The organism is Paenibacillus sp. J31R120, from assembly GCF_056269225.1.
The window spans coordinates 165,476-182,003 of the sequence record NZ_JBWDNN010000002.1; the positions used below are offsets into that span (position 1 = coordinate 165,476).

16 protein-coding genes and 1 pseudogene are annotated in these 16,528 nt (G+C 50.5%); 14 read left to right on the plus strand and 3 right to left on the minus strand.

The genetic code is table 11. From position 1 onward, the window contains the following. Positions 1–2 precede the first annotated feature (2 nt). The 10 genes from AC0YNW_RS07360 to AC0YNW_RS07405 all read left to right on the plus strand — a co-directional run bounded on the left by AC0YNW_RS07360 (position 3) and on the right by AC0YNW_RS07405 (position 12,538). Entirely contained in the window at positions 3–1,475 is a 1,473-nt protein-coding gene (locus tag AC0YNW_RS07360; protein WP_475831386.1) for a sensor histidine kinase, read from the plus strand. Beyond that, positions 1,472–2,665, plus strand: coding sequence for a hypothetical protein (locus AC0YNW_RS07365; protein WP_475831387.1), 1,194 nt, complete (start codon positions 1,472–1,474; stop codon positions 2,663–2,665). Before AC0YNW_RS07360 ends, AC0YNW_RS07365 begins: the two co-directional genes overlap by 4 nt. A 178-nt stretch (positions 2,666–2,843) precedes the next feature. Beyond that, positions 2,844–4,247: an ABC transporter substrate-binding protein gene (locus AC0YNW_RS07370; protein WP_475831388.1), complete on the plus strand. Its 1,404-nt coding sequence runs from the start codon at positions 2,844–2,846 to the stop codon at positions 4,245–4,247. Continuing rightward, positions 4,240–5,121 carry a carbohydrate ABC transporter permease gene (locus tag AC0YNW_RS07375; RefSeq protein ID WP_475831389.1) on the plus strand — a complete coding sequence of 294 codons (882 nt, stop codon included), beginning with the start codon at positions 4,240–4,242 and terminating at the stop codon, positions 5,119–5,121. The genes AC0YNW_RS07370 and AC0YNW_RS07375 overlap by 8 nt, the downstream gene beginning before the upstream one ends. 16 nt (positions 5,122–5,137) lie before the next feature. After that, positions 5,138–6,016, plus strand: a complete 879-nt coding sequence (locus AC0YNW_RS07380; RefSeq protein ID WP_475832173.1) for a carbohydrate ABC transporter permease — start codon at positions 5,138–5,140, stop codon at positions 6,014–6,016. A gap of 21 nt (positions 6,017–6,037) precedes the next feature. Then, positions 6,038–7,186, plus strand: coding sequence for an efflux RND transporter periplasmic adaptor subunit (locus AC0YNW_RS07385; RefSeq protein WP_475831390.1), 1,149 nt, complete (start codon positions 6,038–6,040; stop codon positions 7,184–7,186). A 174-nt stretch (positions 7,187–7,360) separates the two neighbouring features. Then, positions 7,361–8,584, plus strand: coding sequence for a hypothetical protein (locus AC0YNW_RS07390; protein ID WP_475831391.1), 1,224 nt, complete (start codon positions 7,361–7,363; stop codon positions 8,582–8,584). Between the two features lie 308 nt (positions 8,585–8,892). Further along, positions 8,893–9,630 carry a hypothetical protein gene (locus tag AC0YNW_RS07395; RefSeq protein WP_475831392.1) on the plus strand — a complete coding sequence of 246 codons (738 nt, stop codon included), beginning with the start codon at positions 8,893–8,895 and terminating at the stop codon, positions 9,628–9,630. Between the two features lie 13 nt (positions 9,631–9,643). Further along, positions 9,644–11,332 carry a vWA domain-containing protein gene (locus AC0YNW_RS07400; RefSeq protein ID WP_475831393.1) on the plus strand — a complete coding sequence of 563 codons (1,689 nt, stop codon included), beginning with the start codon at positions 9,644–9,646 and terminating at the stop codon, positions 11,330–11,332. Positions 11,333–11,398: 66 nt separating this feature from the next. Further along, complete coding sequence (locus AC0YNW_RS07405; RefSeq protein WP_387477965.1) at positions 11,399–12,538, plus strand: toxic anion resistance protein; 1,140 nt, start codon at positions 11,399–11,401, stop codon at positions 12,536–12,538. Positions 12,539–12,701: 163 nt separating this feature from the next. Here the strand turns inward: AC0YNW_RS07405 and AC0YNW_RS07410 are convergent. Beyond that, positions 12,702–12,815, minus strand: a pseudogene (locus AC0YNW_RS07410) (IS3 family transposase); the annotation flags it as partial. A 197-nt stretch (positions 12,816–13,012) separates the two neighbouring features. Here AC0YNW_RS07410 and AC0YNW_RS07415 point away from each other — a divergent pair. Then, the gene (locus AC0YNW_RS07415) at positions 13,013–13,507 is read left to right on the plus strand and encodes a hypothetical protein (RefSeq protein WP_475831394.1); all 495 of its coding nucleotides are present in this window, start codon (positions 13,013–13,015) and stop codon (positions 13,505–13,507) included. A 180-nt stretch (positions 13,508–13,687) separates the two neighbouring features. On the opposite strand, the gene AC0YNW_RS07420 is transcribed toward AC0YNW_RS07415, so the two are convergent. Both AC0YNW_RS07420 and AC0YNW_RS07425 read right to left on the minus strand, forming a co-directional pair. Beyond that, entirely contained in the window at positions 13,688–13,870 is a 183-nt protein-coding gene (locus AC0YNW_RS07420; RefSeq protein ID WP_475831395.1) for a hypothetical protein, read from the minus strand. 15 nt (positions 13,871–13,885) lie between these two features. Next, the gene (locus AC0YNW_RS07425; protein WP_475831396.1) at positions 13,886–14,041 is read right to left on the minus strand and encodes a hypothetical protein; all 156 of its coding nucleotides are present in this window, start codon (positions 14,039–14,041) and stop codon (positions 13,886–13,888) included. On the opposite strand from AC0YNW_RS07425, the gene AC0YNW_RS07430 reads away from it, so the two are divergent. The 3 genes from AC0YNW_RS07430 to AC0YNW_RS07440 all read left to right on the plus strand — a co-directional run bounded on the left by AC0YNW_RS07430 (position 14,040) and on the right by AC0YNW_RS07440 (position 16,328). Then, entirely contained in the window at positions 14,040–14,450 is a 411-nt protein-coding gene (locus AC0YNW_RS07430) for a hypothetical protein (protein ID WP_475831397.1), read from the plus strand. The genes AC0YNW_RS07425 and AC0YNW_RS07430 overlap by 2 nt on opposite strands. Positions 14,451–14,637: 187 nt before the next feature. After that, positions 14,638–15,258, plus strand: coding sequence for a TetR/AcrR family transcriptional regulator (locus tag AC0YNW_RS07435; protein WP_475831398.1), 621 nt, complete (start codon positions 14,638–14,640; stop codon positions 15,256–15,258). A gap of 326 nt (positions 15,259–15,584) precedes the next feature. Beyond that, positions 15,585–16,328 (plus strand): SDR family oxidoreductase, encoded by a 744-nt coding sequence (locus AC0YNW_RS07440; RefSeq protein WP_475831399.1) that lies wholly within the window; start codon positions 15,585–15,587, stop codon positions 16,326–16,328. The last annotated feature ends 200 nt before the right edge of the window (positions 16,329–16,528 follow it).

A 16,528-nucleotide genomic window follows, 5' to 3' on the forward strand; every position in this document is an offset into this window, starting at 1 on the left:
CGATGAAGCTGCGCATTCGTTCGATCCGAGCCAAGTTTCTCATCGGTTTCTTGCTGATCTTTGCGGTCTCCTTCGTGCTGCTCAACGGGACCGTCACGAGCATTATTCGGACAAGCAACCAGAATATCATTACGGACGATCTGATTGGGCTGAAAAAAACAGGCAGCAGCTATGTGCGCCAAGCCTTTCTGATGAATCACTTCGGCAATGACGATATCTATTTCGAGCAAATTGCAGAGGAGATGATTCGCGATCTCTACTATGCGACGTCCAGCGAGGTCAGCGCCTACTCCATTGACGGCAAGCTGATCCATGCCTCTGATCCTTCCGTGTTCACCGGCACAACAGTTGATGATCTGGAGGAGGCGATTGGCGGCAACACCGCCTATACGATCTCTTATGAGAGCGGAACTGCCAGCGTCTTGTACGCTTATCCGGTCGTCATCGACGGAGTGAAGGTGGGCATTCTGCGTTATGTCAAGCCGTTCGATCTGCTCTATGAGCAGTCTGGGCGTATTCTGAACGCGGTTTTCTATATTGCGCTGGCGATCTTCGCGGCGGCTTTCCTATTCTCCTACCTGCTGTCCCGCCATATCTCGATTCCGCTTACGAAGCTTGCCGCTGCTTCGAATGAGGTGACGAAAGGCAACCTGGATGTGCGCCTGTCCATGGAGCGGCAGGATGAGATCGGCAGGCTTGCAGCCAACTTCAACGAAATGATAGGTCGATTGAAGAGCCAGATTGACAAGATCGAGCGGGACCGTGATCGTCTGGAGAAGCTGCATTTGCAGAACAAGCATTTCTTTGACCATGTGACGCATGAGCTGAAGACACCGCTCACCTCGGTATTGGGCTATGCAGAGCTGATTAAGGAGAACGGAGAGAGCGATCCTGCCTTCTTCACGAAAGGCATGAATCATATTGTGGATGAGAGCCGCCGGCTGCAAGACATGGTGGCGTCGCTGCTGGAGACGTCGAAGGAGCAGGGACGCTGGGAGGAGACCGGACGAATCGAAGCAGGACAGCTTCTGAGGGATGTGTGTGATGCGATGTCCTTCAAGGCGCAGCGCTACAAGAAGGCGATTCACATCGAAGCAGCAGGGGAGCTGTATGTAGAGGCGCAGCCGGACAAGCTTCGCCAGCTGTTCATCAATCTCATTGACAATGCGATCAAGTATGGGCATCCCCAGTCACAAATTGAGGTGAAGGCGAGCACCGAATCCGGCATGATCCGCTTCGAGTTTGCCAATGCAAGCGATTCTATATCGCCAGAACGGCTGGCGAGCTTGTTCGAGCCGTTCCGTACAGACGACGAGAAGCTCGCACGGGAGCAAGGCAGTGTAGGGCTTGGCCTTCATATTGCGAAGTCTATAGTTGATGGGATGAACGGTACGATCGCGATGGCAAGCGCTGACGGAATGACGCGCGTAACGGTGCTGCTGCCAATTGCGGCGAAGGGGGTGGAATGGTCATGAAAGCGAAGCGAACGCCATGGCCCGCTTGGATCGCAGGGGCGGCTATATTGCTGCTGGCATCAGGCTGCGCGGGAGGCCTGCGCACCGAGACGATCCTTATTCCAGATCAAGCCGAGACTGTGCCAGACACTGCAAGCGGACATGCCTTCGGCGTGAATACGATTTACCGCCTGCCGGGCATGGAAGAATTCATAGAGAATCCGTGGCGATGGATGGCATCGGATACGCTGGTCGGCCTTTCATGGGGGAGGGGCGGCTGGGAGCAAGTGAACCGCTACGACATCCCCTATGAGCAGCCGGAGAAGCTGACGGAATTGGAAGGTTATCCGCTTGAATTCAGCGAGCTGTCTCCGAATGGCCGCTATTTTGCCAATTTGGCACCGGGCAATGGAGAGCAATCTCAGTCTATCTTAACGCTGATTGCCATTCCGGACGGAACCAAGACAGAGCTTGATTCTCCTCATCTCCTTCCGAGATCGGCTGAGCGCAAGTTGATGTGGTCTAGCAATAGCCGGTTTGTTTCTTATTTCTTCATGAACGAGCAAGGGGAAATCGGCATTGCAGCCTATGATACGGAGCGTGGCGAGCTTAAGTCGTATACGATGCCGGATCAGAATAAATCGGCGATTCTTCATAGCGTGAAGCTATCGGAAGAAGGCGAAAGCGCGCTCCTGGTGAGGTCCGAGCCGGGCAAGCTGAAGAGCTTTGTATTAGGCCGATGGAGGGGGGGCCAATTCGTTAGCGAATACGAGCATTCGCTCCATGAGGACGGAGGGGTGGAGTGGCTCGATCCTAACCGTGTTGTGTTTGCCGGTACGGATGGGACGCTGTTCGTCTATGATCGGCGCAATGGAGATCTCTCTGTGCTGATGGATCAGGCTGGCTCATTCTCCTTGTCCGCCGACAAACAATACATTGCGTATTCGACCGATGAGGCGACCATTGATGTTGCGAAGCTGCAAGGCAACAATCTGCTGAATAAGTCGACGGTGTACCACGGCTTGATCGCTGTCGAGCTGGCATGGAGCCCGGACAACAACTCGTTATTGGTCCAGGGGCGCAAGCCGTACGAGATGCCGACGGTCGTGGCCCCGAATGTTGCAGTTGAAGAAGAACCGCTTCCAGCTCCGAGTCAACGGGATCTGTACGGTCAACAGGCGATTATTATCGCATTTAAGAGCAATAAGTAGGACATACACCCATTAGCATCTTCTGAGACGTTGATTCGCCATATGGCGATTCGCTGATCGGAGGATGCTTTTTTTTGTGACAACTTGTAGACATCTCCCACAAGCTTTCGTGACATGGCTGCCTTACAGTGAGGAGGTAGACCACACAGGTACAGAGATAGAAGGGAGACGCTATACGATGAGAACAAAATGGATAGGCATACTGATGAGTTTCATATTGATTTTTGCATTGGCGGCATGCAGCGGCACGAATGGAGCGGGTAATGGGGGGACGGGCAAGCCTTCGAACACTCCCGGCAATAGCCAGTCAGGAAGCGGGGATAGCGGCGGTGAGCACAAGCCTCAGGGCAGCAACGGATCAGGCGCATCCAGCGGGGAGAAAAAGACTATCGTATTCTCGACCTTCTGGAAGGATGAGAAATTCGCGGAAGCCAAGAAGCGGTACGAAGCGCTTCATCCCAATATTGAGATCAAGCTTGATTATATCGATACAGACAATGCCCATGTGGAGGCCGATCTGGAGAAGTTCACCACGACGACCAACACGGCGATGCTGGCGGGCAAAGGACCGGATCTGCTGGAGATGGACAAGCTGCCGATGGACAGCTATGTGAAGAACGGCCTGCTGGTCGATTTGGATATTATGATTGAGCATGATCAGGCGTTCAAGCGGGACGATTATTTCACGAATGTTTTAGATAACGCCAAGGCGGGCGGCGGGTTGTATGGCATGCCGCTTTCATTCTTCCTGATGGGCTTCGCTGGCGATGCGGATGCCATTGCCAAGGCAGGCGTGCAGGTCGATGACAAGAGCTGGTCTTGGGAGGATTTCGCCCAGATCGGGAACAAGCTGGTGAAGGACGGAGAGTTCAAGAACGTGATTGCGACCACTCCGGGCAGCCTGCTGACGATGATGGTGACCGACCACTACGCCAGCTTCGTCGATGTGAAGAACAAGAAGGCGAGCTTCGATTCTGCGGCGTTCATTGCGATGCTGGGTCAGGTGAAGAACATGGCAGATGAAGGCGTAATCGGCGAAGGGCGTCCGTATTTCTTCCCGACCCAGATCAACTCGGCAGGCGATTACCTGACCACAATGCAGGAATATCTCTCCAAAAACATGCATCTGTACGCCAAGCCTCATACGAAGGAGACTGCGCCCGGCGGCTACTTCCGCTCGTACCGAACGATCGGTCTGAATGCCAAGTCTGAAGTGAAACAGGAAGCCTGGGATTTTATTAAATTTATGATGTCAGAGGAGATGGCCTATTCGCCGCTATCGGCCGGATTCCCGATTAACAAGAGCGTATATGCGAAAGGTTTGGAGGAGCTGAAGAAGATGGGCTCGGTGAAGGGGCATGAGGAAGGCCCGCTGAAGGGAGCAGCGGTGCAGGTGGACGATGAGCGCATCGAGCGATTGAATGGCTATGTGAACGGAGCCGTTCATCCCGTAGCCTATCAATCGGACAAAATCGAGGAGATCGTCTATCAGGAGACGATGGCTTTCTTCAGCGGTCAGAAGTCAGCGGAGGCGGTTGCGAAGCTGATCCAGAACAAGGCGACCACTTATCTCAATGAATAAGAGCAAGCTGCAACGCTGGATGCGCAGGGATGCAGCCGCCGCGCTGCTATTCCTTGCGCCAAGCGTGATTGGCTTCGGGATATTCTATGCGATCCCTTTTCTGCTTGGCATCTACGAATCGTTCACGGACCGGACCATGGGCGGCACGTTCGTCGGCCTGGACAACTACAAGGAGCTGCTGGATAGCGGCTCCTTCCGCAAGGCGGCTGGCAATACGCTGCTCTTTACCGCTGTTGGTGTTCCACTGTTGATCGTGGCATCACTCGGCCTCGCCATGCTGCTGAACCGCAGCTTATATTTCCGCAACGGGCTGCGGACCGCCTTTATCATACCGCTCGTCGTGCCGGTTGCTTCGATCGTGATGATCTGGCAAATCTTTTTCGATTGGAACGGAACGCTTAATGCGTGGCTGAGCGCGCTCGGCAAGGAGCGGGTGGATTGGCTGCAATCCGAATGGTCAATGGGCATCATTGTCATGATGTATGTGTGGAAGAACATCGGCTACAACATGATTTTGTTTCTGGCAGGGCTTCAGTCCATTCCAAAGGACTATTACGAGACGGCACAGATTGAAGGAGCGGGAAGGCTTCGCCAGCTATTCGGCATTACGTTTGTGTATTTGACGCCTACCCTATTTTTTGTCGTGCTGATCTCCATCATTAATTCGTTCAAGGTATTCCGCGAGACGTATCTGCTGGCTGGCGACTATCCGTATGACCGTATCTACATGCTACAGCATTTTATGAACAACATGTTTTTTGCGCTCGACATGCAGAAGCTGACGGCAGCGGCTACGCTGATGGTTGGCTGTATTGTGCTGCTTGTATCGGGGATGCTTCGGGTGGAACGGCGATTCCGCGAGGATATGGAGTGAGGGGGAGAGGCTTGTGATGAAGAGATGGGAATGGCTTCCCCGGCTGGCTCTGTCGTTATGGCTCGGATCGCTCGCGATACTAATGCTGGTCCCTATTCTGCTAACGGTGACGAACTCACTCATGACGGAGCGGGAAATCGGGCTGAACTATGGCTTGCTGGGACAGATGATCGACACGGCTTCGGGCGGGAAGAATGCTTTTATCAATCTGAAAATAGTGCCTGACTGGCTGTCGCTGGAGCAATATACGCATGTGCTGGTGCTTGCGCCCAAATTTTTGCGCATGTTCTGGAATTCGGCGGCGATGGTGTTGCCGATTATTGCCGGACAGGTTGCCGTCGCCGCGCTTGCTGCTTATGCTTTCGCCAAGCTGAGGTTTGTAGGTCGGGACAAGCTGTTCATGGTCTATTTGATGACGATGCTGATGCCTTTTCAAGTGACGCTGGTACCCAATTATATGGTGATTGATTGGCTGGGGCTGATGAACAGCGAGGCGGCCATCATATTGCCCGGCATCTTCGGCGCGTTCGGCGTCTTTATGCTGCGGCAGTTCATGGCTCATATTCCGTCGGCTTATTCCGATGCGGCCAAGATGGATGGAGCGGGGCAATGGACGATCTTCCTGCGCATTATATTGCCGCTGGCGAAGCCAGGGCTTGCGGCGCTTATCGTGCTTCTGTTCGTCGATTACTGGAATATGATCGAGCAGCCGATTATTTTTTTGCAGGAGGCATCCAGGCAGCCGTTGTCCCTCTACCTGTCTTATATCGACAAGGAGGCGAGAGGCATTGCTTTCGCTGCGTCTGTGCTGTACATGACGCCGATGGTGCTGCTGTTCCTCTATGCGGAATCTTATTTTGTCGAGGGCGTGCAATTGTCGGGCATTAAAGGATAGATGAGTTCGGGGGTGATGTCGTTGGATAGAGAAGAAATAGCAGCGCATGCGAAAAAAAGAAAACTCCGCCTCGCGGCCGGCATATTCATAGGTTTGCTGATTTTGCTGACGCTTGCAGGGAATACGGTGCAATCTTTGACGCTGCCCAAGGTCTATACGGTGGAGGTGAGCAAAGGCGAGCTGATTCACGCCTATCAGGGGACATCTATGGTGTACCCTTCAGAGGTAAAGGAACTGGCTAATCCGGCTGGCTGGAAGGTGTCGAAGGTGCTGGTCAAAAAGGGGGAAATCGTGCAAAAAGGGCAGACGCTTGTCGAATATGACGATTCGGAAGCGAAGGGACAGCTTGCGGAGCAAGATTCGGCCTTGAAGAAGCTTCAGATGTCGATGGAGGGTCTGGAGCATGCCTACAAGCTGGCCTCCATGTCTGAGGATGAGGCGGCCAAGAAGAGTGCTAAGCTTGCGATTGAGAGTGCGAAGCTTGATATCGCCGATCAGAAGCGGCGTATGGAACGGCTGGAGTCGGAAGCGAGCGAGCATCGCCGGCTAACAGCTCCGTTCGACGGTCTGGTCTTGGACGTACTTGCGGAGGAGGGACTCGGCGGCTCCAGCTCGCCGGATGTGCGCATATCCAGTACGGCGGGAGGCTTTCAGGCTGACTTTTCGATTCCGCAATCGCTCGCTAATCTGCTTCTTGAGGGTGAGGAGCTTGAGGTGGCGATCGACGGTGAGGATAGCCGTATGATTACGGGACGATTGGCTGAATGGTCTGTGGTTCATTCTTCGATGGGAGATACGGCAGGCAGTGGAGGGGATAGCACCGATGGGGGGCAGAAGGCTCAGACAGCGGCGATCAAGCTGCTGCTGAGCGACGAGGAGCTGCGCGGTGGGGAGAAGGTGAATCTGAACCTGAAGCGGTCCAAGACATCAGACAGCGTATTGGTTCCGAATGAAGCGATCCGCAAGGACCTGGAAGGTCCGTATGTCTATACGCTCAATGAACAGCAAGGCCCGCTCGGCAATGCCTATTACGTCGTGCGCGTACCGGTTACAATTGCTGAAGCCAACGGCACGACCACCGCCGTCAGCTCTGGGCTGTTCGATAAGCAACGAGTGATTATAAGCAGCAGCGAGCCGGTTATTGATGGGGTGCGGGTTAGGTATTCATGATTTATGGTGAATTATTATGATTACTAACAAGGATAAACGTATGGAAAAATATAAAAATAAATGGCTATACAGCCTTCATGCATTCGGATAGAATATGGAAGGATGTATTTTAATAGGGAATAGTTGAAACTCTATTGAAATAATATCCGATTATTATATTTGGAGGCATATACGGTGAAGTGGAGAAAATGGCTAGTCGTCATCCTTGCTGCAGCAATCTGGATGATGCCTATGTCAGCCCAAGCGGTTACAATGTCCGAATTGAAATCTGGAATTGTGCTTGGCAAAGCTGACAAATCAGTTACAACCTTTTTTATGAATGATGTACAAGTGCCTACGATGACTTTTAATGGCAGGCTGATTGTGTTTACGAAAGATTTGAAGAGCTTTGGTTTTGCAACATCATGGAATCAAAAGCAGCGGGATATCGTTGTCCGCAGAGACTTAAGCAGCAATGAGTTCGCCAAAATCAAGGATACAACAAGCGCCAAATCGGTTAATGTCCTTCATACGGATATTCGGGTTTATTTGGATAATCGTATAGTGCCTGTGTTCTATGTGGATAATGCGACAGCTATCTACGCGGAAGATTTATTCCGCTACGGATCGATCAGCTATGATACGAAAGCGAAGGAGCAGCGATTGACGCTGTCCAAATATCCTGGCAAAGATCTGCCGCTTGGAATGAGAATTTCTGAGGCTGACTATAGCATTCATATGTCCAATTATTCCGACACAAAATACCACTATATCGATTTCGATTTGTTCTACTATAATCGGGCGACTCAGAAAGTGGAGACATACTCGGATATGTTTTCTGGCATTGAAGCCCGCAAAAAAAATTACCGCAGCCATTGGAGCCCAAGTATTCACTTGGGATATTCAGATGCATGGAAATATGTCTTCCTTGGTTTTGTTCTGAAATCGACTACGGACGAGAATGGAAAGGTCGTCAAAAACCCGATTTACAAGGACGAGGCCAACTACGTTAAAACGAAATATTTGAATTATGCGCTAATGCTCGAGAAGGTGCGCAAAACGGAACTGGCCAATGAGCTGAAAGCGAATAATAACATCCCCGTTAAAGTAACAAGTACGGTAATGGGGTATAATCTGATTGGCATTCCTGAGCCGGAAATTACCTTCAAGAATCTGTCCGGCAAAACAATCGATGCCCTTGAAATTGAGATTCGCTGCTATGATACATTCGGAAGAGCGGTTACGTTCCCTGGATACAGCAACCTGTTCCGTGGAATCGCTCAGGAAGTAATGATTCCGTCTGGCACGGAGGATACTTTTGTGTGGACGTTGAATTTATTCGACAATACGACGAAGGTTAACGTTACGGTTACGAACGTGCATTATACAGACGGAACATCCTGGAAGAAGAAAAAATAATACGCAGCATCCTGCTGTCGAAGAGTCCGAACCTGGTTCGGGCTCTTTTTTGTTGAACAGTCGTTATCACTTGCTTCAATATTGATCCATCGGCAAAGTCCAGCTGCAGATTGTCCTGTAAAATTAAGGAGCCAATACAGGTAAACTCTGCTAAAATAACTAAGGGATGCGGACTGGCAGCAATATGTTGCCTTGTAAATTTTGCATCGATCTGGCATGTAGTACGTAATTAATTTTATGGAGAGATGGATAATGGTTCCACTCATAGCTCGTAGAGCCCATTCGCAGGAATGGAGGGGGTGTGTCGAATGAAGGGCGTTAAGCTGCTTGGATTAATGATCGGAATCGTCGTTTTGAATATCGCCGTATTGTCCCCGGGGCTGCTGGGAGTCGAGATCGGCGGCGACAGCGTGCTGGAGACGGCCTCTGGCATTACGCTGCTGGTTGTCAGCTTCCTGGTGCTGGTGTACGGAAGCTACACGCTGCTGATCAAGCCTCCCTATGTGCCGACTGTAAGAGAGGTTAAGACACATGAGGATTATGTAGCCGCACTTGCGCAGTTCCGTAATGTGAAGGGTCTAAAGAAAGAAATCGCCCTCGCTCTTGATCAGCTGGATCGAATCGAGAAGAAGAAGGATACGCTGCTTGATGTGCTGGCGCAACGATTCGAGCCTTCGGAGCTCAGCTACAAGAAGTTTATTACGGTCATTGACGAGGTTCGCAAGCTGTTTTATTTGAATATACGCGGCATCTTGAATAAGCTTAGCGTCTTTGACGCTCAGGAGTTCGCCAGCTTTGCCGGCCAGCAGCAGAAGTCGGGTTTATTCTCGAATAGGCTTGTGCAGGAGAAAGCGGCGCTTTATCAGGAATATATGGCTCATATGTCTGGCTATCTGGGAGTCAATGAAGAGATTTTGCTAAAGCTGGACAAATTGCTGCTGGAGATTTCCTTGCTGGGCAGCACGGATTATCGTGATGTTGAGGATATGCCTTGCATGAAGGAAATTGATCAGCTTATTAATCAAACTAAATATTATAAGCAATAAGGGGGAGTGGAGCATGGCAAACAAAGGCAAAGCGTTTTTCGTACTCATTGCTATAGCCGCTGTTGTTTTTGGACTCGTATATGCAGGTATTACATTAACCTCCAATCTGGGCAAGACGGATTCGCAGGTGAACGTGGAAGACGCGGGCAAGCGTCTGGATAAGCTGTACAAAAATATTAACGTCAATAATGTGGAGCCTGTGAAGGGTCAAATCGACCTTGATCCGGTTGCAGTCGGTGACTCCTTGCCGGATATCTCAAAGTTTCCGATATCAGTCGAGAATACGACAGACAGCTTCGTCGAGATATTCTCCTCTACGGAGAAGTCCGGCACTGGCATTGACGGCTGGTTGAATGAAGTGGCCGAGGCCTTCAATAAGTCGAATACACAGGTGAGCGGCAAGCCAGTATCCGTCAAGATTCGCAATATTGCTTCGGGTACGGCCGCAGATTACATACGATCGGGCAAATACGTCCCGGATGCGTTCACGCCATCCAACGAGCTGTGGGGAGAGATGGTGAAGGCTGAAGGCATACCGACTGAGCTTGTGTCGAAGCGTATTGTCGGCAACGTGACGGGGATCGTCACGCGGAAAGCAAAGTATGACGAGCTGGTCGAGAAGTACGGCTCGATTAATGTAAAGACGATTACGGATGCCATCGCGGACAATGAGCTGTCCATGGGCTATACCGATCCCTTCGCAAGCTCGACAGGCCTTAATTTCCTTGTGACTTCACTGAGAACTTTTGACCATACGAATTTGCTTGGAGATACGGCGGTGCAAGGGTTCGAGCGCTTCCAGGCCAATGTGCCGTTTATCGCATCGACAACGATTCAGATGCGCGACGCAGCCAAGACAGGCATGCTGGACTCCTTTGTACTGGAATACCAGACGTATGTGAATGCGGCTGATCTGAAGAGCGGTTATGTGTTCACGCCATTCGGCGTAAGACATGACAGCCCGCTGTATGCACTTGGTGATCTTCCGCAGGAGAAGCGGGATATCATTAAGGCATTCGCGGATTTCGTCGCCCAGGATAAGAACCAGAAGCTTGGGACGGAGAAGGGCTTTAACGGCCTCGAGGAATACCAGTCGGAGCTGGAGGCAGTTGATGGCGGTACGCTAGTATCCGCTCAGAGACTGTGGAAAGAGAAGAAGGACGGCAGCAAGCCGATCGCAGCCGTATTCGTAGCCGATGTATCCGGCAGCATGGACGGAGAGCCGCTGAACCGCCTGAAGGAATCTCTTCTGCAAGGACAGAAGTATCTCGGTCGCGACAATAGCATCGGATTTGTGTCCTATTCCAGCGACGTGTCCATTAATCTGCCGATCGCGAAGTACGATACGAATCAACAGTCCATGTTCGTCGGGGCAATCAACAGTCTGCAGGCAAGCGGCGGGACGGCGACGTTCGACGGCATCGTCGTTGCGATGAAGCTGCTTCAGGATGAGGTGGCGCTGAATCCCGACGTAAAGCCGGTTATCTTCGTTCTAAGCGACGGAGAGACGAATGAAGGCCATTCGCTCAAGGATATTAGAGGTCTGATCGAGACGTATAAAATTCCGGTGTACACGATCGGCTACAACGCTAATATCGAAGCGCTGAGGAGCATATCAAGTATTAATGAAGCAGCCAGCATCAATGCCGACACCGATGATGTCGTGTACAAAATCGGCAATCTGCTGAATGTTCAGATGTAGGATATAGCGAGGTTTGGAGCAAGCGTTTGATATAGACGGAGTACCTATTCGCTGAGGAGGGATTGCATGTCGTTTACGATGGAAGTGATTAAGCCGGAGGAAATCAAATCTGCGATTGAAGAGCAGGTGAAGCCGGAGCCTGAAGAAGTAAGCCAGCTGAAGGAGCTTGCGCAGAACAATGTTTCCTCCATTCTGGCGCTCGACATCGAGTCGCTGGAGAAGCGCAAAGAAATTTTGCAATCGATCGACAGCTTTGGCATGAACACGATGAGATCATCCTCGGATAAAAACGCACTGTTGCAAGTTTCTGTAGGAAAGCTGTCCAAGACCGGCGATGAAGGCGGGCAAGTGGCGAAAGGGCTGACGGAGCTGCATATGCAGCTTAAGGATCTGGACCCTAGCGCGGTAGACTTCGCCAAGAGCGGGCTGCTGGGCAAGCTCTTTAATCCGCTGCGCCACTACTTTGCCAAGTACCAGAAGGCGGATTCGGTCATCTCTGACATTATCGTATCGCTGGATAAGGGCAAGACGGTGCTGCGCAACGACAACACGACTCTGGAATTCGAGCAGCAAGCGTTGCGGGATCTGACGAAGCGTCTGCAGAAGGAGATTCAGCTCGGCATTCTGATGGATCAAGAGATCGAGTCCCAGATTGAGGCGGCGAAGCTTCGGATGGAATCGGAGGATAAGATTCGGTTCATAACCGAGGAAGTGTTGTTCCCGCTGCGTCAGCGGGTAATGGATCTGCAGCAGATGCAGGTCGTGAACCAGCAAGGCATTATGGCGATTGAAGTCGTCATGCGGAATAATAAAGAACTGATTCGCGGTGTCGATCGCGCGCGGAACGTTACGGTCTCCGCACTTAAGATTTCAGTAACGGTGGCAAGCGCGCTATATAATCAAAGAATCGTGCTGCAGAAGATTGAGTTGCTTAACGAGACAACGAACAATATGATCAGCGGCACGTCCAAGATGCTGAAAAACCAAGGAGCGGCGATCCACAAGCAATCGCTGGAGGCGAGCATCTCGGTCGATACGCTTAAGCAGGCGTTCTCCGATGTGCTGGACGCGCTGGATTCAATCAGCACCTACAAGCAGGATGCTCTGCCGAAGATGAGAGATACCATCACGCAATTCAGAGAGCTGGCCGACACGGGAGAGAAGCAAATTCTGCGTCTGGAGAAAGGGCATAAGCTGGGGCTGTAATCCATTCAAGCGATCAATGATTAAGATCATACATGATTAGGCATACATGATTAAGGACCCAAAGGAAAGGGGCGCTGAGGCGCTCCTAGACAGTTGACAGAGCCCTCATAATGAGGGCTCTGTCAACTGTCTGCCTTCATATATGAAGATTTCTTCTTTTCTGTCAGCCTTGAATTGTCAACAGTAAATCAGACAACTTTTTAAGGGCTTCTTGTCGATACTGAACAGGCGTCATATAGTCTAAGGTTCCATGGATGCGATGCTTGTTAAACCAGTTGACGTAATCATATCATTCCAATTCCAGATGACGGAGACTCTGGAAGGTCATCTAGTTCACAAACTCTGTTTTCATAATCTTGTATGTGGCTTCGGCCATACAGCAATTGAAGACAAACCTGCTTGGACCTATTATCCTGTAAATCTACAAAATATAAGTCATATTTATTAACAGTAAATTAATGAGGTGAAGGCTGTATGCATCATATAAAAACTATACGAAAGATCATTTTCGTCTTGATTTTTTTGGTTGCTACGGCCATAATTTTCTGCTCTTTTTATACATTCCCTCAAAAAATAAATGTTACTTACCCGGCAATACAGTTTATCCAAGGGGACTCATCTTCGGCTATAAGTACAAAAATTACAATAAACGGTACGATAATGAACCCCCTGTTCCGTTCCCAAAAGTTCATAGGGAGCATTATGATAGACAACTTAGACTTTACAAAAAACTATGACCTAACAGATATCGATTTTTCCCAAAAAACAAGGGGTGAATTTACGCCGATAGGATATGTAAATCTTAAATTAGAAGGTGTTTCAGGTGTAGAGCTATTAATGATATTTCAAACGAATAACTTCGAACAACTGGAGATTGGATTTTATCATCCTTCAAATCAAAAGATCGTTGCACCTGCTGATAATTATGAGTCCGCAGTTGCCATCGACAAAAAGCTTAATAATTTGTAATAACCATGTACTTATGGAGAAATTGCTGTAGCACTAAAAAACTGAAGGAGCGCTGATGCGCTCCTTTTTTCATTAAATGACGCATATAGACATTAGAATGAGAAAACCTCCCTCCATTCATCTGGAGGAAGGTTATCGTTAACGCACTATATCGGATAGGTGGGATGGTCTACACGCTAGTTACAGCTTTTTCTTTGCGCTGATCGTTAATGAGAACTTCGATGCGGCTGCAAGCATCTTGATATTGTAATCTTTGGGATGGATCTGCGGATTAAGCAACGAATCGTCCTCCGCGGTTTCCTTCCGTACCGGGATAGTGCAGCCTTGCTTCTTGAGCAGCGTCTGCGCTTCGGCTCCGACCATATAATCAACGAAGCTTTACGATAACTTAAGCCGCTGGCTGTTCTTGTTGATGGCGAGTCCTCCGCCAAGTAGCAGCGTACCTTCAGACTTTTCCTTCGGTACGGGACGGAGGTTCCATGACAGGGCGTTTCCTCTGAATTCATTCATGAAATAATACGTACTCAAGATCATGGCCACTCGTTCCTTAACGAACAGTGCCTCCGCCAAATATTCGCTACCGATCAATGGCCGGGACCGGCTGCGCATCTGGAATAACGGCGGCATGGAATGGGTCCGCGAGTCTGCTCTCAATCGAATACCGGAAGCCTATGCGCTATTTGCAGGCCAATCGCTTCTCGTGGATGACAAGGAGCTGCTTTCGTTCTCGCATTCGGCGAGCGGGTCTGTACGGCATGACAGCGATGTCTATACCATCGCGCTTACGCTGCTTGCCGCGACTCAAGTAAAGCTGATGCTGCCAGCCGACTCGAGTATTCAAGATCAGCATGGCTCTGAAGTTCAAGCCATGAGCGTTGAAGAAGGGCGAATTCTTATGGACTTGCCAGCAGGGGAGCATCGATTGATTGCGACCCTGGCATGATCGAAAAAGCTTGTCCATCGCGAAGCCACAGCTTATTGAAGCTGTGGCTTCGCTTCGTTTCGTTTCGCATGAACGAGATCAAGATGTCATCCATAACAAAAGACGATTATTGATAGTTGTGTTCGCTCACTGCGATGCTATAATGAACGAAGTGAAAGGGGGGAGGCAAGTGGCCGAGCGAGCGTGATTGAATGTTCGGCTGCTGATTCCTATGACGGCTAATGATTTGCCTTTAACAAGAGAGGCGATACTGGATGCGGCGGAGCAGGTGCTGCGTCGGTTTGGACCGGACAAGACGTCGGTTGTTGATATTGCAAAGGTGCTGAAGGTGAGCCATGGCACGCTGTACCGCCATTTTGCGAGCAAGTCCGCGATTCGGGAGGCAGTGACGGAGAGATGGCTGCATCAGAGCATTACGGTCCCGCTGGCAGCCATAGCGGATGAGGCTAGCGGCAGCGCGGTCGATCAATTGCGCGTATGGATGGAGACGCTGATTCGGCTGAAGCGAACCTTCTCGCTCGAAGATGCGGAGATGTTCAGCATGTACGCCGCCGTCACGCTGATCGAGGTGGAGATGATATCCGAGCATGTGAACCGGCTCATTGCACAGATGGGGCAGCTGATTGACAGGGGCATGCATGCCGGAGAATTAAAGCCGGGGGATTCGGCGCAAATGGCGAGAGCCCTCTTCCTGGCGACATCGCGCTTCCATCATCCCGCTCACGCGCAGGAATGGGTGATGGACAGCTGTGCCAATGATTTTGATTCCGTGTGGAAGCTGCTTCTGACGGGCTTGTTGAAAGTGTAAATGATTAGGATCACGAATACGCTTATTGCGCAATCCGGTATGTGAAACCTTCGACCGCTTAACTCGGTTCGAAGGTTTTTTTGTGCGGTTTTGTGCGGGATGAATAGATAGTTTGACATGTGGAGGCGGGGAAGCACTACTGTTGAATGACAAATAATAAAAAATGTCATTTGACATTTGTTGAGCCCATACGCTATGATGATCTCATATCGTACGCGGCCAAAGTATTCAACTGGCGTATGAGGATAGACTAGCTAAAGATGAATAATCCGTATGGATGATAATTATGTCTTGCAGAAGAATGACGATATAAAGGCGGGATAGGGATGGAACGAACATTAGCTGGAAAAGTTGCTCTGGTGACCGGCGCATCAAGAGGCATGGGGAAGCAGATCGCCGATGATTTGGCGAAGCATGGCGCCAAGGTAATTGTGAACTATGCAAGCAGCCCCGCCAAGGCGGAGGAAGTTGTGGCGGGTATTATACAGCGCGGAGGAGAAGCCATCGCGATTCAGGCGGACATCAGTCAGGTAACAGAGGTTGAGCGCTTGTTCCGGGAGATGCTTGAAGCGTATGGACAGGTTGATATATTAGTGAATAACGCAGGTGTTATGATTACGAAGCCGCTGCTTCAGACGACTGAGGAAGACTTCGACAAGCAATTCGCCATTAATGTGAAGGGGACCTACTTTGCGATCCAGCAGGCTGCGAAGCATATGGGAGAAGGCGGACGCATTATTAATTTCTCTACCTCGGTGGCGGGCCAGATGTTCCCGGCGTACAGCACTTATGCCGGTACGAAAGGCGCAGTGGAGCAGTTCACCCGCCAGCTTGCGAAGGAGCTGGGGCCTAAAGGCATTACCATTAATGCTGTGGCGCCTGGCCCTGTGAACACGGAGCTGTTCACCGTCGGCAAGACCGAGGAGCAGATTAAGGCGACCGGCAGCATGAATGCTTTTGGCCGAATCGGTGAACCGGAGGACATCTCCGAGATCGTCCTGTTTCTCGCCAGCGAGCAATCCCGCTGGGTGACGGGGCAGACGCTTCGCGCGAACGGCGGATTTATTTAATCGCATGAATGTTTTAACGGATAAGTGACAGAGGAGCTGGACCAGAAGGTCTGGCTTTTTTGTTTGAACCGGAGCCATGACAGCTTAAGACATCCCTGTTTTATTCGCGACTCGTTCACCGGCGGTATCAAGAAAGAGTTAAGATAGGAGGAAGGTCAGACTCGGATCGGTGCAGGATTAACAGTGAAACAAATTGATTT

Coding starts and splice junctions, on each gene's coding strand:
- AC0YNW_RS07360 (WP_475831386.1), top strand. CDS start 3: ATGAAGCTGCGCATTCGTTCGATCCGAGCCAAGTTTCTCATCGGTTTC.
- AC0YNW_RS07365 (WP_475831387.1), top strand. CDS start 1,472: ATGAAAGCGAAGCGAACGCCATGGCCCGCTTGGATCGCAGGGGCGGCT.
- AC0YNW_RS07370 (WP_475831388.1), top strand. CDS start 2,844: ATGAGAACAAAATGGATAGGCATACTGATGAGTTTCATATTGATTTTT.
- AC0YNW_RS07375 (WP_475831389.1), top strand. CDS start 4,240: ATGAATAAGAGCAAGCTGCAACGCTGGATGCGCAGGGATGCAGCCGCC.
- AC0YNW_RS07380 (WP_475832173.1), top strand. CDS start 5,138: ATGAAGAGATGGGAATGGCTTCCCCGGCTGGCTCTGTCGTTATGGCTC.
- AC0YNW_RS07395 (WP_475831392.1), top strand. CDS start 8,893: ATGAAGGGCGTTAAGCTGCTTGGATTAATGATCGGAATCGTCGTTTTG.
- AC0YNW_RS07400 (WP_475831393.1), top strand. CDS start 9,644: ATGGCAAACAAAGGCAAAGCGTTTTTCGTACTCATTGCTATAGCCGCT.
- AC0YNW_RS07405 (WP_387477965.1), top strand. CDS start 11,399: ATGTCGTTTACGATGGAAGTGATTAAGCCGGAGGAAATCAAATCTGCG.
- AC0YNW_RS07415 (WP_475831394.1), top strand. CDS start 13,013: ATGCATCATATAAAAACTATACGAAAGATCATTTTCGTCTTGATTTTT.
- AC0YNW_RS07420 (WP_475831395.1), bottom strand. CDS start 13,870: ATGGTCGGAGCCGAAGCGCAGACGCTGCTCAAGAAGCAAGGCTGCACT.
- AC0YNW_RS07430 (WP_475831397.1), top strand. CDS start 14,040: ATGGCCACTCGTTCCTTAACGAACAGTGCCTCCGCCAAATATTCGCTA.
- AC0YNW_RS07425 (WP_475831396.1), bottom strand. CDS start 14,041: ATGATCTTGAGTACGTATTATTTCATGAATGAATTCAGAGGAAACGCC.
- AC0YNW_RS07440 (WP_475831399.1), top strand. CDS start 15,585: ATGGAACGAACATTAGCTGGAAAAGTTGCTCTGGTGACCGGCGCATCA.